Raw genomic sequence first — 24551 nt, 5'->3', positions numbered from 1 at the left:
TACTCCTTTGTAAAAAGAAATTAAAAAAAATCCATTTCATTATATTACAAAAGTCTTTAAGATAGATTAAATATTTACTTTTTTAAACTTTATACAAATATAAACTAACAAAGCTGTTATAAACATTATAAAACTTAAAATTTGTCCCATACTCATACCCCATAAAACAAAACCTATACCAAAATCAGGCTCGCGATAAAATTCACATATAAATCTTGCCAATGAATAAGCACCAGCATACACAAGAATCAATTCCCCTTGAAAACTTTGCTTAAATCTTGCGAAATAAACTATAATAAAAACAACAATACCTTCTAAAAATGCTTCATAAAGTTGCGATGGATGGCGCAATACTCCATCAACATAAATTCCCCAAGGCACATTTGTAATGCGACCAAAAAGCTCTTGATTTAAAAAATTTCCTATACGACCAAAAACATAAGCCAATGGAACACTTAAAGCAACCAAATCAAGAAAAATCCAAGGATTTGTTTTATATTTTTTACAAAACAATAAAGTAGCTATCAAAAATCCTATAATTGCTCCATGATAACTCATACCTCGAATACCTACAAATTCACCATTAATATAAGGATTAAAAATTTGCCAAGGATGAGTAATATAATACATAGTATTTGCATCATAAATCAAAATATATCCAAGCCTTGCACCTAAAATAACCCCTATTTCAACCCATATAAAATAACTATCCAAATGTTTTTCATTAATGTCTAGTTGAAATTTTCTTACAAAAAATTTAGCCAAAAGCAAAGCCAAAAGCAAAGCTATAACATACATAATGCCATACCAATGCACCTTTAAACCAAAGATGCTAAAAGCTATAACATTAAAATTTGAATAAATATGCTGCCAAAATTCCATATATCTTTCCTAATTTTCTTTTATAAAAATATAACAAAAAAACTTTAACTTGCTATAATTAACACAAACACATTAAATAAAGGTAAAAAATGAAAAAATATATTTTACTTGCTAGTAGTATGTTAATTTTAGCAGCTTGTGGGGGTACAAGTAGTAATTTTGTCAATGTTTCTATGCCAAATTTTAAACCCCAAGTTCCAACAAAGGTTGAACCTATTGATTCTGGAGTAAGCATTGCTCTTGAGCCTATTAATATAGAACAAAATAACAATTATTCTGATTATTTTGAAAATTCAGTGCTTAAAATTCGCATAGAAAAAGAAATTGATCTTTTAAAACAAAATTTAGAAGAGCAGATCAAAACCATCGCTCAACTAAAAGGCTATAAAATAGTTACTACTAATCCAGACTACACTCTTAAAAGTTCAATCAGTATTTATACAGAAGAAAAAAATGCACAAAAAACAAGCAATTTTATGAGTGGAGATTATGTAAAATCCAATTTAGGTATAAATTTTAAAAGTAAAATAGATTTTATAGATGCACACAATCCACAAAATTCAACCAATCTTTCAAGCAGCACCAAACTGGATTCTTTAGTTGCGCTTAACTATCCTATTAAAAATGATGATGGGGTTAATATGTTTAAAACTACTATCTCCACTGTACCAACTCAACTCAATAAAGGTTTAGAGCAACCTGCTTTTGAAATTGATAAAAGTTTTTTAGCTTTTTATAAAAATACATTAAATACACTTTATAACAATCTACCAAAAGCAACAGACATAGGCAAAACTATACCTAATACAAACAGTGGTTTTAATAGTTTTGATGGCGATGCTACCTTTGAAGAAAGCTTACCTCAAGCAAATTCTAATCAAAATAATACAATTGAAAACACGCCTACACAAAATATTCCTACAAATCCATCTTCAACAAATCAAAATAATCAAAGTAAAAATCAAGATGGGGTAGAAATATTTGAATAATAAAACTTGTGAGAAAATTAAACTTTCTCACACAAAAAATAAGTTTTTCTTATGCAAAAAAATAACTATCATTCTACTTTAAAATCAATGCCTGTTGCATTGCATTTTTTATCATCTCTCTTTTATCTCGTATTTCAAAAAAAAGTTCAAAAGCAAAAACTCCTTGCCATAAAAGCATATCAAGTCCATCTTTAATTTTTAAATGATACTCTTTACACAATCTATAAAAAGGTGTTTCTCTGCCATAAATTACCTCAAAAGCAAATTTAGCTTTAAGTAAAATTCTATCTAAAAGCTCTCTATCACAAGGTAAATTTTCATCTTTTAATCCAGCAGAAGTTGAATTTACAACCAAATCAAAGTCAAAATCTTGCAAGTTTTTATAAAGATAAGTTGGATAAGCTAAAAAATCTTTAAATCTTTCTTTACTACGATTAGCTATATACACTTCTACGCCTTTTTGTTTTAATGCATAAGCAAGCGCCAAAGCTGTACCTCCAGCACCCAAAATCAAAGCTTTTTTTATATTATCAAAATCCTTAATAGCTTCTAAAAAACCTAAAGCATCAGTATTATAAGCGTAAATTTTATTTTCTTTTAAGCATAAAGTATTTGCAGAGCCAATATTTCTAGCAAAATCATCCTTCACATCAGCAATATCTAAAGCTTTTTCCTTAAAAGGCAAAGTAATATTAGCTCCACTAAGTCCTAATTTAAAAAAATCTTCTCTTAAACAGTTAGCATTTCTTAAATGATAGCGTGTATAAATGCTATCAAGCCCTAAGGCTTTAATAGCATTATTATGCATTCTAGGCGATTTAGAGTGAGAAATAGGATCGCCTATAACTGCTAAAAATTTCATTTTAAAGTAAAAGAAAAAGCATCTTTTGCAATATCCTTACGGATTTTAGCAAGTTCTGCTGCAATATCTGCCTTTTCAAATGGTCCTATTAAAACCTTGGTAATTTCTTTACCTCCAACTGTAGTTTTATAAAGTTTATAATCATAACCTTTTTGTTTTACAGAAGCAAGTTCTTTTGATTTTTGATCCAAATTACTTACTGAGAAAATTTGCACATAAATACCCGATGCTAAACCACTTGGATGTACAGGTTTAGCATCAACATTTTTAAATAAATCATTTGCATTTTGTTCTTTTTTAGGGGTTTGTTTTGCACTTTCTTTTTCTTTTTTGACAGCTGTTTGTTTTTTTGCTTCTTCTTTAGGTTTTGCAGTTTGTTTTACTTCTTGTTTGGGAGCACTTGCTTGCGGAGTAGTATTTTCTGAAGCAGTTGCTGTTGGTTCTGCTGGAACTTCTTGATCAGGCATAGCAAAATTTGCAGTATCATTGTTATTTGAACTAGAGGTTGTTGTATTTTGTTCATCTTGAAATTGTTTTCTTAATGCCTCAAATTGATCTTCTGCTGAAGTATTATCTGTAATTGGCATACTTTCAAAAGAAGTATCATTGTTATTGTCTTGAGTTGCTATAGGTTCACTTGGCAATACACTTTGATTTTGCGTATTTTCATCACCACTACCATTAATAAGCTTCATAACTATCATAATAGCTAAAAACAAAATAACTAAAGCAATAACTCGTAAAAGAATTTTTTTTACTTTTTCACTTTTATTACTTTTTTCTAAAATAATATCATCAAATTCATTTTTTTGATTTTCCATAATTTGTCCTTTCTTACATATGCTTAGACCAAGAACTTCCTCGTTCTTTTTGATAAACCTCATAAGGCAATATTAAAATATTAAATTCCCTAGGTACATCCATGCTAGGAAACGCCTTCCATTCTACTGGCATTTTACTTGCAAACATCATTGAAAGTTTAGACGCTAAAGAATAACCTTCGTTTAACGCCGTGTGTCCTTTATGAATATAAAGATGTAAATGTCCTGGAGTTTTAGTCTTATAGGCTGTGAAATTTATAAAACCTTCCTCTCTTAAAATAAGTTGTGCACGGTGATAAAATCTTTCAGCATTAAAACCATTATAATCAAAGACAATATTTTCTACTTTATTATCTTTTGTTATTAAATCATGAGCGACAACAATTTTTTTAGCAGCGTGTTCTCTCATGACATTTAAATTTAAAGGAGCATCAACTCTTTCAAATTTATCAAAAAATAAGCGACCTCTATGTGTAATTTTATTTACAATTTTATCGCGTCTTATATAATAATGATCGCCAATTATTTTAATTAGCGACATATCCATTGGTGAAATCAAAACATAGCCCTTTCATAAATAATAAAACTACTTGCAAGTTTTTTTAATTCTTGTTTAATATTCTCTTGTAATTTTTCATTATTAATATCATCTAAAATATCTGCAATATAATTTGACACAATTTCCATTTCTTTTTCTTTAAAACCTCTGGCAGTAAGGGCTGGAGTTCCAAGTCTTAATCCACTTGTGATAAAAGGACTTCTAATCTCTCCTGGAACGGTATTTTTATTTGCAGTAATACCTGCATTTCCAAGAGCTAAATCCGCATCTTTTCCACTAAATTCACGATCTAAAAAACTCATTAAAACAAGGTGATTATCCGTTCCATCGCTAACAAGTTTAAATTTTCTATCCATTAAAACATTAGCTAAAACTTGAGCATTGGTTCTTACTTGTTTTGCATAAACTTTCCACTCATCGCTAAGATTAAATTTAAATCCTACTGCTTTTGCAGCAATTACATGCATCAAAGGACCACCTTGAATACCTGGAAAAATGGCAGAATTAATTTTTTTAGCAAGCTCTTCATCATTTGTCATAATAATACCACCTCTTGGGCCACGCAAAGTTTTATGCGTAGTTGAGCTTACTACATGAGCGTGTGGAAAAGGACTTGGATGTTCGCCTGCTACAACAAGACCTGCAATATGTGCTATATCAGCAAAAAGATAGGCGCCTACTTCATCAGCGATTTCTCTAAATTTAGCAAAATCAATCACTCTTGCATAAGCACTAGCTCCACAAACTATTAATTTTGGCTTTTCTTTTTTAGCAATTTCTCTTACTTTTTCATAATCAATTCTTCCATCAAGTTCTACGCCGTAAAAACAACTTTCGTACATTTTACCTGAAGAACTTACTTTTGCACCATGAGTTAAATGTCCACCATGACTTAAATCCATTCCTAAAATTTTATCACCTGGATTAATCAAAGCCGCATAAACACCTTGATTAGCTTGAGAACCTGAATTAGGCTGAACATTAGCAAATTTACAATTAAAAAGTTTTTTACATCTTTCAATAGCTAGAGTTTCAATCTCATCAACAAATTCACAACCACCATAATATCTTTTACCCGGATAACCCTCTGCGTATTTGTTTGTCAAAATACTTCCCATAACTTCCATTACTTCAGGCAAAGTGAAATTTTCACTCGCTATCATTTCAAGACCTTCACATTGACGCTCCAACTCTTTGTTTGTCAAATCAAAAATTTCTTTATCAAACATTTCTAAACTCATTCTTTCTCCTTTAGTTCTGATTTTAATGGACGCATTGCAGGAAACAATATCACATCTCGAATAGATTTTTTATTTGTCAAAAGCATAACAAGTCTATCTATGCCTATACCCTGCCCTGCCGTTGGAGGCATTCCATAACCCAAAGCTTTTACAAAATCTTCATCCATTTCACAAGCCTCTTCATCGCCTGCATTTTTAGCTTCAATTTGTTTTAAAAATCTCTCATATTGATCAAGAGGATCATTAAGCTCATTAAAACCATTTGCCAATTCTCTTCCACAAATAAACAACTCAAATCTCTCAGCAATCTGAGAATCCTCATCGCTACGTCTTGATAAAGGACTTATGGAAATAGGAAAATCAATCACAAAAGTAGGATTGATCAATTTTTCTTCCGCATAATTATCAAAAAGTTCAGCTTGTAAATGTCCAAGTTCAAGCTTTTCATTCGCTTCAAAACCATCAGCTTTTAATTTAGTAAGAATTTTTTCTTTATCTTCGATTAAATCCCTATCTAAACCACCATATTTACAAAGTGCATCTTTATAGGTTATTCTTTCAAAAGGTTTAGAAAAATCTATCATTTTTCCATCAAATTCTATTGTTTTTCCCAAATTAAGTTTATCTAAAAGCAAAGCAAAAAGTTCTTCAGTTAAATCCATTAAATCTTTATAATTATGATAAGCCCAATAAAATTCTATAGTTGTAAATTCGGGATTATGAGTTAAATCCATACCTTCGTTTCTAAAACAACGATTGATTTCAAAAACTGCCTCAAAACCACCCACTACAAGTCTTTTAAGATAAAGTTCTGGAGCAATTCTTAAAAATCTTTCTACGCCTAAAGAATTGTGAAAAGTTACAAAAGGCTTAGCGTTTGCTCCACCTGCAATCGGATGCATCATAGGAGTTTCTACTTCTAAAAAGCCTTTATTTTCAAAAAAATGACGAATCAAACTCACCACTTTAGAACGCACTAAAAAATCTTTTCTAACTTCTGCATTCATTATCATATCAACATAACGTTTACGATATCTTTGTTCAATATCTGTTAATCCATGATATTTTTCAGGTAAAGGAACAATAGCTTTTGTAGCGAGTTTTACTTCACTTGCATGTAAACTAAACTCACCTGTTTTAGTTACAAAAGGAAAACCTTTAACCAAAACAATATCACCTACTTCTAAATTCTTTTTCAAAATCGCATAAAGTTCTTCACCTACGCTATCTTTACTAAAATAAATTTGTAAATTTGTATCCCCATCTTCAATGTTTGCAAAAATCGATTTCCCAGCTATACGCAAAAGTTTCAAACGTCCTGCAACAACAGCATTGACACTTTCATCTCTTTTTTCAACTTGCTCTAAAATATAAGAAAATTTATCCTTAAAAGTCTTTAAAGACATTTCTTTTTCTAAAAAATGAGGATAAGGATTGATCCCTAAATTTTTTAATTCCTTAGCTTTTTCTATTCTTTGCTGCTCTAAAATATTATCAAACATTTATATTTTTACCTTTGCTTTTTGATTATTACAATCACCACAAACACCATAAAGCTGCATCAAATGCCCTGTAAGTTTAAAACCATGTTCTTTTGCAATCAAGGCTTGCTGTCTTTCTATAATAGGATTTTCAAATTCTATAATTTTTCCGCAATTTTTACATATCATATGATCATGGTGAGGTTTATTGGCAAGCTCGTATTTTTTACCTGCTGAACCAAAAGAAATGGAAGTTACCATTTCTGCTTCTTCAAGCAAATTTAAAGTACGATAAACAGTTGCAATTCCTACATTTAAATCAGGTTCAGCTTGTTTGATTTCCATATATAAACTTTCGGGTGTGTAATGAGTATCACTGTGATAAAGAGTTTTTAAAAGCACTTCTCTTTGCTTAGTATATTTAAGTCCGCCTTGTCTTAATATTTTTTTAAATCTCTCAAGTAAAACATCATATTCCACATTTTCTATCAGCATATCACTCCCCTTTTTGAGTATTGTTTAAATCACTTACAATATCTTGCAACTTTTCACTAGCATGATCTAGACTATTTTCTGTTAAAGGTTGATTCATAATAAAAGATCCAGTTTCTTTAAGTAAATTTAAAGTATAGCTATTTTTAGCAAAATTATCTAATTTATCATTTAAAAAATCGATTCTTGCTACACAAAAAACCAAAATTGCAAAAATTAAAAAGATTTTTGCTCCGCCAAATATAAAGCCACCAATACGATCTAAAAAACCTAGGCCACTTAATTTGATCAACTTAGAAAGAAAATTACCCACCAATAAACAAACTATCCAAAAAATAATTAATATGGCCAAAAATCCAGCAAATCCAGCTAAGCTTTGATTTTCTATCTTATAAAAAGTACTTTGTATAAATTCAGCTGCTTGAGTTGCATATTTTGAAGCAATAAAAACACCACCAATAATACCCAAAAGCCCAAAAATTTCTTTTATCAAACCATTGATAATACCCTTAAGCCCTAAAAGCAAGGTAAATCCTAAAATAAAAGCATCAAACCAATAAAAATTCATTTCAATCACTCTCTGATTTTTTTGTTTTAAATTTATTCTACAAATAAGCACTAAATGCTAAGTTAATCATTCTATGATTTTAGGAACAACAAAAAAATATTCTTGTTTTTTTGGAGCACAATCCAAAACCTCATCAATAACATTGCTATTTCTTATCTCATCAATCCTCAAAGGAGCTCCACCTTTTATAGTACTCACAGTAATCTCTTGGGAATCTAGATCAAGTTCGTTTAATTTTTCAACAAAATTCACAATTTCACTTAACTGTGCAATGGTTTCATTTCTGTTTTTTGTTATTTGTAAAGCACTTAATTTTTCAAGCTTGCTTAATAATTTCTCATCTATTTGCATTTCTTAAACCTTAATAAAAAAGTTAAAATTTTGAAAATTATATCATAAAAAGCTTTAAATTGTTTAGGATATTTTGCAATTTATATGATACAATACCATAATTTTTCTATACAAAAATAAAAATATTTTTTCAAGGATAAATTTTGGGACTAAAAGATAATTTAAAAGCTGTTAAAAATGAACTTAACACAGAAGAACAATTTATAGAAAATTTTATCAAAGGAGAGAGATTTATACGCAAGTATAAATTTTATATATCTGCTGTTGTGATAATTTTAGTTGCTTGGTTTGCTGGAAATTTTATAATCTCAAAAATAAACGATTATAAAACAAAAGAAGCAAATGAAATTTATGCCAATCTAATACAAGATCCTAGCAATAAAAATCTTTTAGAACAACTTAAAAATAAAAATACCAATCTTTACGCTATCTTTTTACTAAAAGAAAATATTAATGATTTTAATAATACAGCTCTCCAAAATGAACTAAAACAAATTTATAGTAATACTCAAACAAACACTTTACTTAAAAATATTATCGCATTATCTTTAGGAGATAAATCGATATTTTTAAAAAATTATGATAAATTATTAGAAGCTTACAAACTTTTAGAGCAAAATAAAATCGAAGAAGCTAATGTTTTACTTTCTCAGATAAAAGAAAATTCAAGTTTAAATCAAATAGCTAAAAATCTCAAACATTATCAAGGCATTACACAATGAAAAAAATATTTTTAACACTATTTTGTTTAATATTTCTATGTGCTTGTGGCACCAAAAGACAATATTTTGAACCAAAACAAACCGATGGAGATTTAAGTCATAATGGCAATTTAAAAAGTAAAATCGTTGATTGGAATCTAGTTTCTGCAAAACTTAACAATAATACAGCTATCTTAAAAAATAATATCTCCATAGACAAGTTTAAACTTCCTAAAAATTATATGCTTCTAGCTTATCAAGATGGGGAATATTTTACTGCAGATAATAATGGAAATTTAAAAATTTTTGACAATTCTTATAATGAAATTTATAATTTTCAATTTGACGCTAGTGTTGTAGGAGTAGCTTCTAATGGAGATGATTTAGCCCTTGTACTTGCAAGCAATACTATAGTTCTTGCAAATCGTTCTTTGGGTATTAAATTCAGTCAAACCCTAACCTCAGCTCCAGCCCAAGACAGTCGTACCGCTAATCCTATATTTTTAGACAATATCATCGTTTATCCAACACTAGATGGTAAAATTTTAATTCTTTCAAGAAACAATCTTCAAATCATTAAAGATGTGGTTATTTCAGCAGAAAATTTTTTCAACAATGTAATCCATCTAAGTGTAATCGGAGATAAACTTATAGCAGCAACAGCTAAAAAAATCATTGTTGTAAGCCCTGCTAGAACTCTTTATCTTGACGCTGACATAAAAGATGTTGCACTTAGCGATGATGGTATTTTTATACTAGAAAAAGATGGCACTATTATTAAAACTGATTATAACTTAAGAAAAATTGCGGAAAAAAAATTTGAATTTGCTATTTTTGTAAAAAGCAATATATACAATAATTATTTATATATTTTTGAAAAAACAGGCTATCTTATCAAAATGAATCTAAATTTAGATAATGCACAAGTATTTAAACTTTCAGAAGCTGTTGATAAAATTTCTTTCATGGGAAATGGTAAATTTTACTACGGAGATAAAATTTTAGATTTGCTATGATAAAAATTTTAGAACAAACAATAAAGGCTTTAAAATTAAATTTAAAGCCCTATGACTTAAGTATGTTGACTAGAAAAAAAAGTTATATTTGTGCTAAAGATCAAAATAACATTCTTTTTATGTATACAGGAAAAACAAAATTTTTAATGAAAGATGCCTTATTTTTAGAAAATCTAGCACAGCAAATTAACATAAATAACAAATATTTTTTTAGCATGGCTTCTCTTTGCTCTAAAGCAAAAAATCATCTAGAAATGAAAGGATTTAATATCTATGCTACTCTGTGATATTGGGAATTCAAATGCTAATTTCCTAGATGATAACAAATATTTTACTCTTAGTATAGATCAGTTTTTAGAATTTAAAAATGAACAAAAAATTTTTTATATCAATGTCAATGAACATCTCAAAGAACATTTAAAAAATCAAAAAAATTTTATCAATCTTGAACCTTATTTTTTATTTGATACTATTTATCAAGGATTAGGAATCGATCGCATAGCAGCTTGTTATACTATTGAAGATGGAGTTGTTGTAGATGCAGGTAGTGCTATTACAATTGATATTATTTCTAATTCTATACATCTTGGTGGTTTTATCTTGCCAGGTATTGCAAATTATAAAAAAATTTATAGCCATATTTCACCACGATTAAAAAGTGAATTTAACACTCAAGTTAGTCTTGATGCATTCCCACAAAAAACCATGGATGCTTTAAGTTATGGTGTTTTTAAAGGAATTTACCTACTGATAAAAGATGCCACTCAAAATAAAAAGCTTTATTTCACTGGTGGAGATGGGCAATTTTTAGCAAATTATTTCGATCACGCAATTTATGATAAACTTTTAATCTTTCGAGGAATGAAAAAGATTATAAAAGAAAATCCCAATTTACTTTATTAAAAATGTTACAAAAATTCTCATTGATATCAAACCTTAATGAAATTTAACTTTTTGTAAAACAAATTCAATTAAACTTCTATTTAGAAAAAAGTTTATTAAAATAAAAAAAGGAAAAACAATGAGCCAACAAGAATTTGATGTGCTTGTCATCGGAGCTGGAATTTCAGGAGCAGCATTATTTTACGAGCTTGCAAGATATACAAATATTAAAAATATTGCTTTGATAGAAAAATATAATACAGCTGCAACATTAAATTCTAAGGGAACGAGTAATTCTCAAACCATTCATTGTGGAGATATTGAAACCAATTATACTTTAGAAAAAGCGCGAAAAGTAAAAAGAACAGCTGATATGATAGTTAAATATGGACTCATGCAAAATGCGCAAAATAATTTCATGTTTTCTCATCAAAAAATGGCTCTAGCTGTTGGAGATATAGAATGTGATTATATGAAAAAACGCTATGAAGAATTTAAAGAACTTTATCCTTATATAAAATTTTTCGATAAAGCAAAAATCAAACAAATTGAACCCAAGGTTGTTTTAGGAGAAGATTGCAATCAAGATAGACCTGAAAATATCTGCGCCATGGGTGTTGAAAGCGGCGAGGTTTTTACAACTGTAGATTTTGGGAAAATGAGTATAAATCTAATAGAACAAGCCCAAAAACAAAATAAAAATACTTTCGTTGCCTTTAATCAAGAAATTATTCACATAGAAAAAAAGGATGATATTTTTATATTAAAAACCTCAAATCATCAAGAATACCATGCCAAAAGCGTAGTTGTCAATGCTGGAGCGCACTCTTTATATTTAGCACATAAAATGAACTTAGGTATGGATAAGTCTTGTTGGCCTGTTGCAGGAAGTTTTTATTTAACCAAACAAAAACTTTTAAATGGTAAGGTTTATATGGTGCAAAATCCTAAACTTCCATTTGCAGCTCTTCATGGAGATCCTGATTTGCTTGCTGATATGAACACCCGCTTTGGACCTACCGCACTTGTTATTCCAAAACTAGAACGTTATCATGGTCTAAAATCAGTTCCAGAATTTTTTGAAGCACTAAAACTTGATAAAACTGTTTTAAAAGTAACTTTTAATATGTTTAAAGATGCAACAATTAGAAATTACATCTTTTATAATTATCTTTTTGAACTACCTTTTGTTGATAAAAGCTTATTTGTTAAAGATGCCAAAAAAATAGTCCCAAGTCTTAAAGCAAGCGATATTTATTATGCGAAAGGTTTTGGAGGCGTAAGACCGCAAGTTATTGATAAAACTAAAGGAGAATTAATGCTAGGTGAAGCAAGCATCACAGAAACCCCTGGTATTATTTTCAATATGACTCCAAGTCCTGGAGCAACAAGTTGTCTAGGAAATGCTGAAAGAGATGCAAAGCTTGTATGTAATTACCTAGGAATGGAATTTAACGAAGATAAATTTTCTTCAGAATTATTGTAATCATTTTGTTTCTATTTTTAGCTACAATAATTTCAAAAGGAGTTTACCATGCTTAAAAAAACAAAAATTGTAGCCACAGTAGGTCCAGCAAGTGAAAAGGAAGAAATTCTACGCCAAATGATTATCAATGGTGTAAATGTTTTCCGTTTAAACTTTTCTCATGGAACACATGAGTATCATAAAAAAAACTTAGATACCATAAGAAGAGTAGCTAAAGAATTGCATACTCGTATTGGAATTTTACAAGACATTAGTGGTCCTAAAATTCGTACAGGTGAACTTAAAGAACCATTTGAATTAAAAAAGGGTGATAGACTTGATTTTTATCGTGAAACAATTTTAGGGGAGAAGATTGCTCAAAATCATTATAAAATCAGTATCAATCAAAAATCCATTTTAGATATGTTAAAAATTGATGAATATATTTATCTGTATGATGGATCAATTCGTGCTAAAGTACTAAATATAGATAATCAAAAAATTGAAACCATTATAGAAAATGATGGTTTTTTAAACTCAAATAAAGGTATTAATTTTCCGAATACTAAAATCAATATTGATGTTATTACACAAAAAGATAAAAATGATTTACTTTGGGGTATAAAAAATGAAGTAGATTTTTTAGCAATATCTTTCGTACAAAATGCGCACGATATTGATGAAGTTCGTGAAATTTTAACACAAAATAACGCAAAAATATCTATTTTTGCAAAAATTGAAAAATTTGATGCAGTAGAAAATATTGATGAGATTATTAAATCTAGCGATGGTATAATGGTTGCAAGAGGAGACTTAGGTATTGAGGTACCTTATTATAAAGTTCCTAATATCCAAAAAGAAATTATACAAAAAGCAAACAATGCCTCTAAGCCTGTTATTACTGCGACTCAGATGCTTTTTTCATTAGCCAAAAGCAAAACCGCCACAAGAGCTGAAATTTCAGATGTTGCAAATGCTGTTTTAGATGGAACAGATGCAGTAATGCTAAGTGAAGAAAGCGCCGTTGGTATAGATCCTGCAAACGCTGTTGATATAATGTGCCAAACTATAATAGAAACAGAAAAACGCTATCCATATAACAAATTTAATGATTTTAATGATTTAGACAATACAGATAAAATCATGCGTTCTTCAGCTCATCTTGCAACAGATCTTAACTCTGATGCTATTTTTTCTTTAACAAGTAGCGGAAAATCTGCTATTAAGATTGCAAGATATCGCCCAAATATAGAAATCATAGCAGTAGGGCATTCTGAAAAAACCTTAAACTCTTTAAGTATAGTTTGGGGAGTTAATCCTGCAATCTTGGTTAACAAAAGTAATGAACTTACAGAATTATTAAAAGACTCTGTAAGATCAAGTGTTGAAAAAGGTTTTATGGATGAAGACAAATGCTATCTTCTAACTGCAGGCTTTCCAACAGGAGTAGAAGGTACTAGCAATCTTATCCGCATTCTCAATAAAGAGCAAATTGCTTATTATCTACAATAAAACATTAAATTCCTTTGAAAATAAGGAATTTAATGTCCTTATAAATTTTTTAAGTCAAAAGTCGATATAAATTAAAGCCTCACACAAAGGAGCAAATATGCAAGTGAATACTTTTTCAAATATCGCTAGCATGGCACAAACACAAGTTAGCAATAAGAAGGCAGATGATGCTAAGGAAAACACAAAAGACAAAAATGTTCAAAGTGCTAATTCTAGCAAGGATGTAGATAAAAATACCCTTGAAAAATTAAATGCACTTGGTGGAAAGGGCATTACACAAATTTACCTAGTTCAGTTTCAACAGCAAACAATGAATGCTGTAATAGGTTCGAGCAATGCCCAAACTGGACTAGATAGTCTTTTAAATGGTGCCAATTTAAATACTGCGAAATCTATACTTACAAATATTGATTTTGCATCCTTAGGCTACAGTGGCAAAAATCCACTTGATATGAATACAGATGAACTTCAACAACTTGTAAGTGAAGATGGTTTTTTTGGAGTGGAAAATACAGCCAATCGCATCGCGGATTTTGTTATTAAAGGCGGTGGCGACGATGTTGAAAAATTGAAAAAAGGTCTTGAAGGTATGAAAAAAGGATTTGAGCAAGCAGAAAAAATGTGGGGTAGAGAACTTCCTCAAATCAGTCAAAATACAATAGATGCGGCACTTAAAAAAGTTAGCGATCGCATTGATGAACTAGGCGGAAAAACTCTAGATCTTCAAGCTTAACTAAAAATGCTTAGAAATTTCTAAGCATTTTTAGTTGTTATTAATATCAAAAGTAAAAAATTCACTCTTAAAATTATTAGGTAAAGTTTTATACTGAGATATCGCAGCCTCATAGTTCTTTACTTCTTGATACAACATACCAAGAGCTGCTTTACTCTCTTTGTTATTTTTATCTGTAAGTTTAGAAAGCTGCAAAAGCGCTATAGCTGAATTTGGATTATTTGCACCTACGGCTGCTACGGCTGCTAAAAATAAAGTTTTAGTATCTTTAGCTCCATAATCATCAATCAAAGAATTATAAAGCGCATAAGCCTCCTCGTATTGCTGTGCAAAAATATCCAAATAAGCTAAAGTTTGTAAAATACCCTCATCTTTTGCTCCTGAAACATTAATCAATTCTTTAAATTTCTGTCTTTCTAAATTTAAAAGCCCTGCAATATGCATTAAATTAACATAAAATTCCCTAGCTATATTTGGCCCACCAAAAACACTACGATAATCAAGTTTTAAATTTTTAAAATGAATTTGAGCATTTTGAGCATATTCTTTAATATTTAAATTTGAATTTAAAGAATTAAAATACAAAATATTTGCCAAAATATCTTCAGGCAACTCTGAACGCAATTTAGCAATTTTCACATCTACTTGATTATTAAGGTTATTATTTTTAGCAACAATAGCTTCAAAAATCAAACTCAAAGGCGTATCTTTTTTTGCTTCATCTAAATAAGGAAGCATAGAAATATAATTATTATTAACTAAAAATAACATACTTTTTTGCATATTAGCTTTAAAATTAGAATCAGCAGCTATATTATCAAGAATTTCATTGTAAAGTTTAGTTGTATCAATATCAATTAATTTTGCACAAAACATAGCAAAAGCACCTGCTAAGTAATTTTTAGGATTAAGATGATATGAACTTGAAAAATGCTTATAAGCAAGTTCATAATTTTGCATTTGGGCATAAGTTAAAGCCAAATTATAATGTAAAATACTATGTTCTGGATAATCCTTGATAAGTTTTTGAAATTCTTGGTTAGCAAGGCGTAACTTCTGATTTAATGCATAGTTAATAATATTGGCAATTTTTACATTGGTAGATGAAAGAGCCTTGCTTGTATTAAGATAAACTCCCGCATCAGCACTATCATCAACAAAATCTGTAACATTAGCTTTTTTAATATATAAAGCAGCCTGCTTACTATCAAAAACTTGATAAGGCGCAAAATAAAAAAGCAAATCGAATTGATCTTTTTGTTTTTTTAACAAATCTTTTGAAAAAGAATTTTGAGCAACTGCTATATTAAAAAGATCCTTATTTAAACGAACTTGAATTTTATAAGCATCTAAAATCTTATATCTATCTTTATCATTATCATAAGAATTTTGCAAGCGCGCTAACATATCTTGATAATTTCCTGTTTTAATATCAACCAATGTTAAAGCCGCCAAACTTTGATTAAAATCTCTTTCAATTTTCATCGCTGTACTTAAAGCGACTTTAGCTTTAGCATATTCTCCTATTCTAGCGTATAAAAGACCTAAAGATAAACTAGATTCAAAATTGCCTTGAGAATTTAATTGCTGTATAGCCTTGGAATCAAAGTCCATTTTTGCATAAATTTTAGCAGACAAATACTTTGCAACATCAGAATACGGCTCCACATCTGTTCTTTGTAACATTTGTAAAGCCTCAGGGTAATATCCTTTGTAATAATTAATCAAGCTTAAATAATAATCATATAATTTTGATTTTCCTTCTTTTGGAAGATACACTTGAGCTAAATCAATATAATATCTAAATTTTTCCTTATCATTAAGCTTTAAAGCACAAACAGCAGCATTGATAGCAGCTACACTTTGATTTTCTCCATTGGCTATAGCTTTCTTGAAGCTTTCAAAAGCTTCTTGGAATTTATTCTCATTCATTTGAGAAACGCCTAAATTATAATTAGATAAAGATTCGTTATATACGGCAACTTGCTCATAAACTTTTAAAGCCTGTTCAACCTCACCCTTTAAATATAAAGCATTTGCTTTTTGGATCATACCATCAATTCTTTGCATATCATTGTATTTATATGATTCATCAGGCATAACAACAGGTTGTTCTAAAGGCTTAGAAGCTATAATATCTGGTTTAATTTTTCCTTCACTAAAAGTTAAATAAAAAAGTGTAAAAACTAAAATACAAATAATCCCCAAAGATAAACCCACAAGAGACATAAACTTACGATCTTTATACCAAGGCGTAGGCTCTTGACTTTCAACTTCTTCAAAAGTTAATACATCTTCAGGCGCACTTTCTCTTGTAAATTTAAAACCACTATCACTATTTTCTTGAGGTAATTCTTCTGGCAATGATGCAAATTCTTCATCTTCTGGAGCTTGCCCCTCTTGCCCTTTAAATCCCTCTAAACTCTCATCAAGTCTTGGTTGATTTAAGCCATCTTCGGGTTTTTCTAGTATTATATCTTCTTGTTCAGCCATCTATACTCTTTAAAAATATTTTTTCAAAGCATCAGGAATATGAATTTTTCCTTCTTTGTCTTGATAATTTTCCATAATCGCTACCAAGGTTCTTCCTACTGCCAAAGATGAGCCATTAAGAGTGTGAACAAGTTCATTTTTTCCTTGTTCATTTTTATAGCGAATTTTAGCACGTCTTGCTTGAAAATCACGACAATTTGAAACCGAGCTGATCTCACGATATTTATTTTGTCCTGGAAGCCACACTTCAAGATCCACAGTTTTTGCTGCACTAAAACCCAAATCTCCAGTGCAAAGCATCAAATGTCTATGCGCTAAACCTAAAGAACTCAGCAAATCACTTGCACACTCAAGCATTTCATTAAACACGCTATCACTTTGCTCAGGTTTAGTAATACTTACAAGCTCTACTTTTTCAAACTGGTGTTGTCTTATAATACCTCTTGTATCACGCCCTGCACTGCCTGCTTCTTTTCTAAAACAAGCACTATAACAAGTCATTTTTATCGGTAAAGTTTCACTCGCTAAAATTTCTCCACTATAAAGATTGGTTACTGGAATTTCAGAAGTTGAGATCAAATACAAATCCTCATCATCTACCTTATACATATCTTCTTTAAATTTTGGCAACTGACCTGTCCCAAACATAGTAGCACCATTTACCAAAAAAGGCACATTAACAAATTCAAATCCACGACTTCTATTAAAATCTATCATATAATTTACCAAAGCGCGGCTTAATAAAGCTCCTTCGTTTTTAAGCACACAAAAACGACTTTGTGAAATTTTTACCCCACGCACAAAATCAAGCCAATTTAAACTCTCACCTAATTCAAAATGTTCTTTTGGAGTAAAATCAAAGCTAGGTGGATTTAAAACTTTTTTAAGCTCCACATTTTCATTTTCGTCTTCACCCACAGGCACACATTCATCAGGGATATTTGGGATGGCATGAGCGATTTCTTCAAGCTCATTTTCTAAAGCATTTACTTTAGCGCTTTGCTCATTAATTTTACTTTTATTTTCGCTTAATTTTGCTTTTAAACTTTCTTTATCTTCGGTTGTAGCAAGTTCTTTGCTGAATTTATTTTGAAAAGCTTGAAATTCTTCTAAAGCTGTTTTTTCTTTTTTTAAACTTGCAAAAAGTTCAGCAAGTTTTTTTAAGATATTTTCATCAACTTTTTTATTTTTTAACTTTTTAGCCACTTCATCAAAATTATTTTGCAAATTTTTTAAATCTAGCATTTTCTACTCCTTAAAGTCCGATTTTTTCATAAATTTTTTGCATTTTTTCTTGGGCGATTTTTCTTGCTTTTGTCGCACCAAAATCCAAAATTTCTTTCAAATGCGAAGGCTTTTCTAAAAGCTCATTATATTTTTCTCTTGCTTCTTTAAAATAAGCATTTACAAGCTCGTTTAAATACATTTTAAAATGTCCATAACCCTCACCACCTTTTTCATAGCGTATTTGTAATTCTTTTTGCCCTGATTCATCTAAAAAAAGCTTTGCGATTTTAAAAATATTGCAGTTTTCATGATCTTTTGGATCTTCTAAAGCGGTGCTATCTGTAACTATGGAAGAAATTTGTTTTTTTAAGGTTTTTTCACTGCTAAAAATATCTATAGTATTTTGATAAGATTTACTCATTTTTACCCCATCGGTGCCTACAACTACAGCTACTTCTTCATTAACTTTAGCATCTGGAAGGGTAAAAATTTCACCCCATTCATTATTAACTTTTAAAGCAATATCACGTGCGATTTCAACATGTTGGATTTGATCTTTTCCCACAGGAACAATTTGTGTATCAAAAAGTAAAATATCAGCTGCCATTAAAACAGGATAAGAAAAAAGCCCATGTGAAGCACTAAGCCCCTTAGCAACTTTATCCTTGTAACTATGCGCACGCTCTAATAAACCCATAGGAGTAAATTGCGATAAAATCCAATAAAGCTCCATAACTTCCTTAACATCACTTTGCAACCAAAAAACGCTCTTTTGCGGATCTATACCAAGGCTTAAAAAAGCCGCAGCAGCTTTTAAGGAATTTTGTTTAAGTTTTTCTCCATCTTGAGAAGAAGTCATGGCATGATAATTAGCAATAAACATAAACATTTGGCTTTTTTCTTGTGCATCTACCATTTGCTTAATCGCACCAAAATAATTACCTATATGCAAATCGCCACTTGGCTGAAGGCCTGTTAATACTCTCATTTTATCACCTTTTTAATCTCGCTTAAAAGCTTGTCTATATTTTTATTTTCTATATTTAAAACAAAATTTGCCTTTTGTTCATACTTGCTTAAACGCTCATTATATAATTTTTTTGCTTTAATTTCATCATAAAACAAAGGTCTTTTAGAAATTTCATTTTCATCTAAACGCTTTTTTAAATATTCAAAATCTGCTTTTAAATAAATACAAAAACCTACTTTTTCTAAATTTGAAACATTAACAAAACCCCCGCCTGTAGCAATACAAGTTTTCTCACAAGAACTAAAAAAATCAGCCATTTTTTGCTCTTGTTCTCTAAAAAAAATCTCGCCTTTTTGTGCGAAAATTTCACTGATTTTTTGATTAAATTTTTGTTCTATTAAAAAATCACTATCTAAAAAAACAAGATCTAAATCCTTAGCCAAAGCTCTTGCTAAAGTACTTTTTCCAGAACCCATAAATCCTATAAAAACGATATTTTTAGCTTTCATCATTTTCTTTACTGCCCTTTTTACGCGAAGCAATCACTAAAGGCACACCTTCAAAATTAAATTCTTTTCTGATTTGATTTTGCAAATAACGCTTGTAACTAAAATGCAAAGCCTTAGGACGATTCATGATAAGCGCAATTTTTGGCGGTGCTAAGTCATATTGTACTGCATAATAAATTTTAACCAATTTCCCATAATCATGCGGCAAAGGATGTGCTCTTGTGGCATTTTCTATCAACGTATTAAGCTTAGAAGTTTGGATTTTTTGAGTGAAATTTTCAAAAATTTGCAAAATTTTATCGAGTAAAACATGCACCCTTTTTCCACTTAAAGCTGATACACTAATCACGGGTGCGTAAGCTAGAAATTTAAAACGATCAAGACGCAATTCTTTTACAGTCTTATCAAAATCCATCTCACTTTTATCCCATTTATTTAAAACAATAATCACACCCAAATAATGCTTAGCCACAAGCCCAGCAATGCGTTCATCAAGCTCGTTAAAGCCCTCATGCGCATCTAAAACCAAAAGTGCTATTTGAGAATGAGATAAAATTTTTTCCGTGCGATTTAGGGCAAAGCGTTCGAGTCCTTGAATTTTACCCCTTTTTCTAATACCTGCAGTATCAACAAATTCTATCACTTTATCTTTATGAACTACACTTTCATTAACAGGATCTATAGTAGTTCCTGCGATAGAACTTACAACACTACGTTCTTGTTTAACCAAAGCATTTAAAAGACTTGATTTTCCAACATTTACACGCCCTACAATACCCACTCTGATATGATTTTGATCGACTTCTTTAAATTGAAATTCTTTTCCTTCTTCATAATGCTCTAAAAAATCTTCTAAATTTTCTTCTTCATCGGGGATTAAAAACTCTTCATGTAAAAATTTTTCAAGCCATTCATAAAGTTCATCTAAGCCTACATTATGGGTTACTGAAAGATTAAAGATTTCCTTTACGCCAAAATTTGCAAACTCCCAAGCCCTTTCTTCATCTTTTTTATTATCTACTTTATTAATCACTAAGGCTATAGGTTTTCCAAGTTTTTTTAAAGAATAAAAAAACTGTCTATCCTCATCATCAGGCGCTAATTTTCCATCAACTAGATAAAGTATGATATCGCTTTCTTTGGCTACTTTTAAAGTGTTTTTTTTCACATTTTTAAAAAGTTCATCACTTTCATCAAGCCCTCCACTATCAATAAGCATGGCTTTTTTTGAATGAATATGAATTTGCGTTTTATTTGTATCTCTAGTTGTACCTGAAATATCACTTGTAATAGCTATTCTTTGTCTTGCCATTCTATTAAAAAGACTTGATTTACCAACATTTGGCTTGCCTATAAGTATGATGCTTTGCATTTTTTTCCTAGAAAATTATATTTTTAAAATTATATAAAATTTGGCTTAATATTAAGCAAAAAAAGACTAGAATTAACCCAGATTTTAGTCAAGGAAAAAAAATGCTAAAAGTAATCAAGCATAATTTAGGAATTTATTTCATGATTTTAGCATGTTTGGATTTTGCACTTATGGGAGCTTGTGCAAAAATTCTTAGCAAGGAAATGAGTTCTATAGAAATTATGTTTTTTAGAAATATCATAGGAATTTTTTTCATAGTCTATCTTTTAAAGCAATCTAAGGCACATAAAGAAGGGGGACATTTTTGGCTCTTGATATTTCGTGGAGTAGTAGGCACGCTTTCACTATATATGTTTTTCTATAATGTTTCAAATATTACACTAGGTGGAGCTTTTGCTTTTCAAAAAACTGCTCCTATTTTTATTACTTTAATAGCTTTTGTTGTTTTTAAAGAAAATATTGGCATCAAAGGCTGGATAGGAATTTTAATAGCATTTGGTGGAGTGCTTTTAATCGCTCAGCCTTGGGCTCATAATTTAAATCATTCAGGCTTTGATTTAAAAAATTCAGTTATAGGTATCACGAGTGGATTTTTAGCTGCTTTAGCTCTTACAAGTGTAAGAGAACTTAGAAAATCTTACACTACAGAACAAATTGCCTTTTCTTTTATCCTTTTAGGAACCTTAATGCCTTTAATTTCTATGATCAGTGCTGAATTTTTTGAACCACAGCATCTTGATTCTTTACATTTAGATTTCATTCTAGCACCTTTTGTGATGCCAAGTCTTACAGCTTGGCTTATCGTTGCCATTATGGGAACTTTAGGCACCATTTATCAAATTCATGTCACTAAAGCTTATGGTATCGCTAAACAAGCAGGAGTAGTTGCTGGAGTTAGTTATCTTGATGTAGTATTTAGTATGATAGTTGGGATAATTTTAGGAGATAATTTACCAAGCACTATGGTTTTTTTAGGTATAATAGGCATTATTTTTGGTGGATTAATTTTAGTTAAGAACAAAGGAAAAAAATGAAAAAAATGATACTCATTGCTGGTCCTTGCGTGATAGAAAGCAAAGATTTGATTTTTAAAGTTGCTGAACAGTTAAAAAACTTTAATGAAAATCCAAATATAGAATTTTATTTCAAATCAAGTTTTGATAAGGCCAATCGCACAAGTATTAATTCTTTTCGAGGTCCTGGTCTTGAAGAAGGATTAAAAATTTTACAAAGCGTAAAAGATGAATTTGGTATGAAAATCTTAACCGATATACACGAAAGCAATCAAGCAAACCCTGTAAGTGAAGTAGCTGATGTCTTGCAAATTCCTGCTTTTTTATGTCGTCAAACCGATTTACTTGTAGCCGCAGCAAAAACTAAGGCAAAAGTTAATATCAAAAAAGGACAATTTTTAAACCCAAGCGATATCAAATACAGCGTTAAAAAAGTTCTACAAACCCGTGGCATAGAAGATGAAGGCTATGAAGCTGCTCAAAAAAATGGTGTTTTTGTAGCTGAAAGAGGATCTAGCTTTGGCTATGGAAATCTAGTAGTAGATATGCGTTCTTTAGTTATTATGCGTGAATTTGCTCCAGTTATTTTTGATGCTACCCATAGTGTACAAATGCCAGGGGCTGCAGGTGGAAGTAGCGGAGGGAAAAGCGAATTTGTAGAACCTTTAGCAAGAGCGGCAGCAGCCGTAGGCATAGATGGCTTTTTCTTTGAAACACATATTAATCCTTGCGAGGCTTTATGCGATGGACCTAATATGCTTAATCTTACACGCCTTAAAAATTGCGTTAATACATTACTAGAAATACAAAATATCATAAAGGAAAACAAATGAACATTATTGAAGGAAAATTATATTTAGACTCAAATACAAAAATTGCTATCATTAATGCAAGATTTAATCATATCATCACAGATCGCCTTGTAGAAGGAGCAAAAGATGCTTTTTTAAGACACGGAGGCAAAGAGGAAAATCTAAGCCTTATACTTGTTCCTGGTGCTTTTGAACTTCCGTATGCGTTAAAAAAAGCTATAGAAAGCAAAAAATTTGATGCAATTTGTTGCGTAGGCGCAGTAATTCGTGGCTCAACTCCGCATTTTGACTATGTTTCAGCAGAAACCACCAAAGGCATAGCCAATGTGAGTTTAAATCATAATATCCCTGTAAGCTTTGGTGTTTTAACTACAGATACAATAGAACAAGCCATAGAAAGAGCTGGAAGCAAAGCAGGCAATAAAGGCTTTGAAGCTATGACAACTGTAATCGAGATGTTAAATTTAAGCAAGGAGCTTTAATGGCAACGCGTCATCAAGTTCGCCAAAGCGTCATCTCCTTGCTTTATGCTTTTGAATTAAATTCTCAAAACAACGTTTTTGTAGATGAAATTTTAGATGAAAAAAAAATACGCAATGAACAAAAAAATTTTACTTTAAATTTATATCATGGAATTTTAGACAATTTAAACAATATTGATGAAACCTTAAATTCATTTCTAAATGATAATCAAATTACAGCTTTAGGACATGTAGAAAGAGCTATACTAAGACTTGGAGCTTATGAGTTACTTTTTACCGATACTCCTAGCGCCATTGTTATCAATGAAGCTATAGAACTTGCCAAAGAACTTGCTAATGATAATTCTCCAAAATTTATAAATGGAGTTTTAGATGCCTTGATAAAGGCTAAAAAATGAAGCTTTGTGTCGCACTTGATCTTTCTACAAAAGAAGAATGCTTGCAACTTGCTAAAGAATTAAAAAATTTAGACATATGGTTAAAAGTAGGTTTAAGAGCATATTTAAGAGATGGTTTTAAATTCATAGAAGAACTTAAAAAAGTTGATGATTTTAAAATATTTCTTGATCTTAAAATTCATGATATTCCCAACACTATGGCAGATGCTTGCGAAGAAATATCAAAACTTGGTGTTGATATGATCAATATCCACGCAAGTGCTGGAAAAATAGCTATGCAAGAAGTTATGACACGGCTTAGCAAATTTTCAAAAAGACCTTTAGTTTTAGCAGTTTCTGCTCTTACGAGTTTTGATGAAGAAAATTTCTTTAGTATTTATAGACAAAAAATCGAAGAAGCTGTAATTAATTTTTCAAAAATATCCTATGAAAATGGACTTGATGGTATGGTATGCTCTGTTTTTGAAAGTAAAATCATCAAAGAACACACTCAAAGAAATTTCCTAACTCTCACTCCAGGAATTCGTCCATTTGGAGAGAAAAATGATGATCAAAAACGCGTCGCTAATTTAACAATGGCTAGAGAAAATTTAAGCGATTTTATAGTAGTTGGACGCCCTATTTATAAAGATAATAACCCTAGAAAAATTTGCGAAAAAATTCTACAAGAAATTTAATAATCATTATCCTTGTTATGTTTTAATAATAAAAATTTTTAAC

The 24551-nt window shown here is 30.3% G+C and carries 26 protein-coding genes and 1 pseudogene; 13 read left to right on the top strand and 14 right to left on the bottom strand.

Annotated features, from left to right (window positions below):
• Positions 1-66 precede the first annotated feature (66 nt).
• Positions 67-882 (bottom strand): prolipoprotein diacylglyceryl transferase, encoded by an 816-nt coding sequence (gene lgt, locus ELQ05_RS04575; protein ID WP_070316749.1) that lies wholly within the window; start codon positions 880-882, stop codon positions 67-69.
• A gap of 89 nt (positions 883-971) precedes the next feature.
• On the opposite strand from lgt, the gene ELQ05_RS04570 reads away from it, so the two are divergent.
• Positions 972-1871: a membrane lipoprotein lipid attachment site-containing protein gene (locus ELQ05_RS04570; protein WP_070316748.1), complete on the top strand. Its 900-nt coding sequence runs from the start codon at positions 972-974 to the stop codon at positions 1869-1871.
• Positions 1872-1944: 73 nt separating this feature from the next.
• Here ELQ05_RS04570 and ELQ05_RS04565 read toward each other — a convergent pair whose 3' ends face one another.
• From ELQ05_RS04565 to gatC, 8 genes are all read right to left on the bottom strand, one after another.
• On the bottom strand, positions 1945-2733 hold the full coding sequence (locus ELQ05_RS04565) for a shikimate dehydrogenase (RefSeq protein WP_070316747.1): 789 nt from the start codon (positions 2731-2733) through the stop codon (positions 1945-1947).
• Positions 2730-3554 (bottom strand): SPOR domain-containing protein, encoded by an 825-nt coding sequence (locus ELQ05_RS04560; protein ID WP_070316746.1) that lies wholly within the window; start codon positions 3552-3554, stop codon positions 2730-2732. Before ELQ05_RS04560 ends, ELQ05_RS04565 begins: the two co-directional genes overlap by 4 nt.
• 13 nt (positions 3555-3567) lie before the next feature.
• Positions 3568-4113 carry a DUF1882 domain-containing protein gene (locus tag ELQ05_RS04555; RefSeq protein WP_134239967.1) on the bottom strand — a complete coding sequence of 182 codons (546 nt, stop codon included), beginning with the start codon at positions 4111-4113 and terminating at the stop codon, positions 3568-3570.
• Complete coding sequence (locus tag ELQ05_RS04550; RefSeq protein WP_002878878.1) at positions 4110-5354, bottom strand: serine hydroxymethyltransferase; 1245 nt, start codon at positions 5352-5354, stop codon at positions 4110-4112. Before ELQ05_RS04550 ends, ELQ05_RS04555 begins: the two co-directional genes overlap by 4 nt.
• Positions 5351-6856, bottom strand: a complete 1506-nt coding sequence (lysS, locus tag ELQ05_RS04545; protein ID WP_070316745.1) for a lysine--tRNA ligase — start codon at positions 6854-6856, stop codon at positions 5351-5353. The genes ELQ05_RS04550 and lysS overlap by 4 nt, the downstream gene beginning before the upstream one ends.
• The gene (locus ELQ05_RS04540) at positions 6857-7330 is read right to left on the bottom strand and encodes a Fur family transcriptional regulator (RefSeq protein ID WP_002854230.1); all 474 of its coding nucleotides are present in this window, start codon (positions 7328-7330) and stop codon (positions 6857-6859) included. It lies immediately after the preceding gene.
• Between the two features lies 1 nt (position 7331).
• Positions 7332-7895, bottom strand: coding sequence for a CvpA family protein (locus tag ELQ05_RS04535; protein WP_002882168.1), 564 nt, complete (start codon positions 7893-7895; stop codon positions 7332-7334).
• 66 nt (positions 7896-7961) lie between these two features.
• A complete protein-coding gene (gatC, locus tag ELQ05_RS04530) occupies positions 7962-8246 on the bottom strand; it encodes an Asp-tRNA(Asn)/Glu-tRNA(Gln) amidotransferase subunit GatC (RefSeq protein WP_070316744.1) in 285 nt (94 codons plus the stop codon).
• A 143-nt stretch (positions 8247-8389) separates the two neighbouring features.
• Between gatC and ELQ05_RS04525 the strand changes: the two genes are divergently transcribed.
• The 7 genes from ELQ05_RS04525 (at position 8390) to ELQ05_RS04495 (ending at position 14555) form a co-directional block, all read left to right on the top strand.
• Complete coding sequence (locus ELQ05_RS04525; RefSeq protein WP_002860270.1) at positions 8390-8968, top strand: hypothetical protein; 579 nt, start codon at positions 8390-8392, stop codon at positions 8966-8968.
• The gene (locus ELQ05_RS04520) at positions 8965-9963 is read left to right on the top strand and encodes a hypothetical protein (RefSeq protein ID WP_070316743.1); all 999 of its coding nucleotides are present in this window, start codon (positions 8965-8967) and stop codon (positions 9961-9963) included. Before ELQ05_RS04525 ends, ELQ05_RS04520 begins: the two co-directional genes overlap by 4 nt.
• The gene (locus ELQ05_RS04515) at positions 9960-10250 is read left to right on the top strand and encodes a hypothetical protein (protein ID WP_002938172.1); all 291 of its coding nucleotides are present in this window, start codon (positions 9960-9962) and stop codon (positions 10248-10250) included. Before ELQ05_RS04520 ends, ELQ05_RS04515 begins: the two co-directional genes overlap by 4 nt.
• Positions 10237-10866: a type III pantothenate kinase gene (locus ELQ05_RS04510; RefSeq protein WP_070316742.1), complete on the top strand. Its 630-nt coding sequence runs from the start codon at positions 10237-10239 to the stop codon at positions 10864-10866. The genes ELQ05_RS04515 and ELQ05_RS04510 overlap by 14 nt, the downstream gene beginning before the upstream one ends.
• Before the next feature lie 118 nt (positions 10867-10984).
• Complete coding sequence (locus tag ELQ05_RS04505; protein WP_002854402.1) at positions 10985-12331, top strand: FAD-dependent oxidoreductase; 1347 nt, start codon at positions 10985-10987, stop codon at positions 12329-12331.
• 48 nt (positions 12332-12379) lie between these two features.
• On the top strand, positions 12380-13822 hold the full coding sequence (gene pyk, locus ELQ05_RS04500) for a pyruvate kinase (RefSeq protein WP_070316741.1): 1443 nt from the start codon (positions 12380-12382) through the stop codon (positions 13820-13822).
• 97 nt (positions 13823-13919) lie between these two features.
• Positions 13920-14555, top strand: a complete 636-nt coding sequence (locus tag ELQ05_RS04495) for a hypothetical protein (protein ID WP_070316740.1) — start codon at positions 13920-13922, stop codon at positions 14553-14555.
• 30 nt (positions 14556-14585) lie between these two features.
• On the opposite strand, the gene pflB is transcribed toward ELQ05_RS04495, so the two are convergent.
• The 5 genes from pflB to der are packed head-to-tail and all read right to left on the bottom strand — an operon-like array spanning position 14586 to position 21126.
• Entirely contained in the window at positions 14586-17048 is a 2463-nt protein-coding gene (gene pflB / locus ELQ05_RS04490) for a motility protein PflB (protein ID WP_070316739.1), read from the bottom strand.
• Positions 17049-17057: 9 nt separating this feature from the next.
• Positions 17058-18293: a serine--tRNA ligase gene (gene serS, locus ELQ05_RS04485; protein WP_070316738.1), complete on the bottom strand. Its 1236-nt coding sequence runs from the start codon at positions 18291-18293 to the stop codon at positions 17058-17060.
• Positions 18294-18303: 10 nt separating this feature from the next.
• Complete coding sequence (gene trpS / locus ELQ05_RS04480; protein ID WP_070316737.1) at positions 18304-19263, bottom strand: tryptophan--tRNA ligase; 960 nt, start codon at positions 19261-19263, stop codon at positions 18304-18306.
• Positions 19260-19757 carry a shikimate kinase gene (locus ELQ05_RS04475; RefSeq protein WP_072225852.1) on the bottom strand — a complete coding sequence of 166 codons (498 nt, stop codon included), beginning with the start codon at positions 19755-19757 and terminating at the stop codon, positions 19260-19262. Before ELQ05_RS04475 ends, trpS begins: the two co-directional genes overlap by 4 nt.
• Entirely contained in the window at positions 19744-21126 is a 1383-nt protein-coding gene (der, locus tag ELQ05_RS04470; protein WP_038816916.1) for a ribosome biogenesis GTPase Der, read from the bottom strand. Before der ends, ELQ05_RS04475 begins: the two co-directional genes overlap by 14 nt.
• Positions 21127-21227: 101 nt before the next feature.
• Between der and ELQ05_RS04465 the strand changes: the two genes are divergently transcribed.
• From ELQ05_RS04465 to pyrF, 5 genes and pseudogenes are all read left to right on the top strand, one after another.
• Entirely contained in the window at positions 21228-22160 is a 933-nt protein-coding gene (locus ELQ05_RS04465; protein ID WP_134239966.1) for a DMT family transporter, read from the top strand.
• Positions 22157-22972: a 3-deoxy-8-phosphooctulonate synthase gene (gene kdsA, locus ELQ05_RS04460; protein WP_002933960.1), complete on the top strand. Its 816-nt coding sequence runs from the start codon at positions 22157-22159 to the stop codon at positions 22970-22972. Before ELQ05_RS04465 ends, kdsA begins: the two co-directional genes overlap by 4 nt.
• Positions 22969-23433: a 6,7-dimethyl-8-ribityllumazine synthase gene (gene ribE, locus ELQ05_RS04455; protein ID WP_002933962.1), complete on the top strand. Its 465-nt coding sequence runs from the start codon at positions 22969-22971 to the stop codon at positions 23431-23433. Before kdsA ends, ribE begins: the two co-directional genes overlap by 4 nt.
• On the top strand, positions 23433-23831 hold the full coding sequence (gene nusB, locus ELQ05_RS04450; protein ID WP_002854405.1) for a transcription antitermination factor NusB: 399 nt from the start codon (positions 23433-23435) through the stop codon (positions 23829-23831). The genes ribE and nusB overlap by 1 nt, the downstream gene beginning before the upstream one ends.
• A pseudogene (gene pyrF / locus ELQ05_RS04445) lies at positions 23828-24505 on the top strand (orotidine-5'-phosphate decarboxylase); the annotation flags it as partial. The gene nusB and the pseudogene pyrF, both read left to right, overlap by 4 nt.
• Between the last annotated feature and the right edge of the window lie 46 nt (positions 24506-24551).

Source organism: Campylobacter sp. US53 (assembly GCF_004378995.1).
Taxonomy (GTDB): domain Bacteria; phylum Campylobacterota; class Campylobacteria; order Campylobacterales; family Campylobacteraceae; genus Campylobacter_D; species Campylobacter_D jejuni.
The sequence above is the reverse complement of the archived record's forward strand: the minus strand, read 5'-3'. Positions and strand labels throughout refer to the sequence as shown.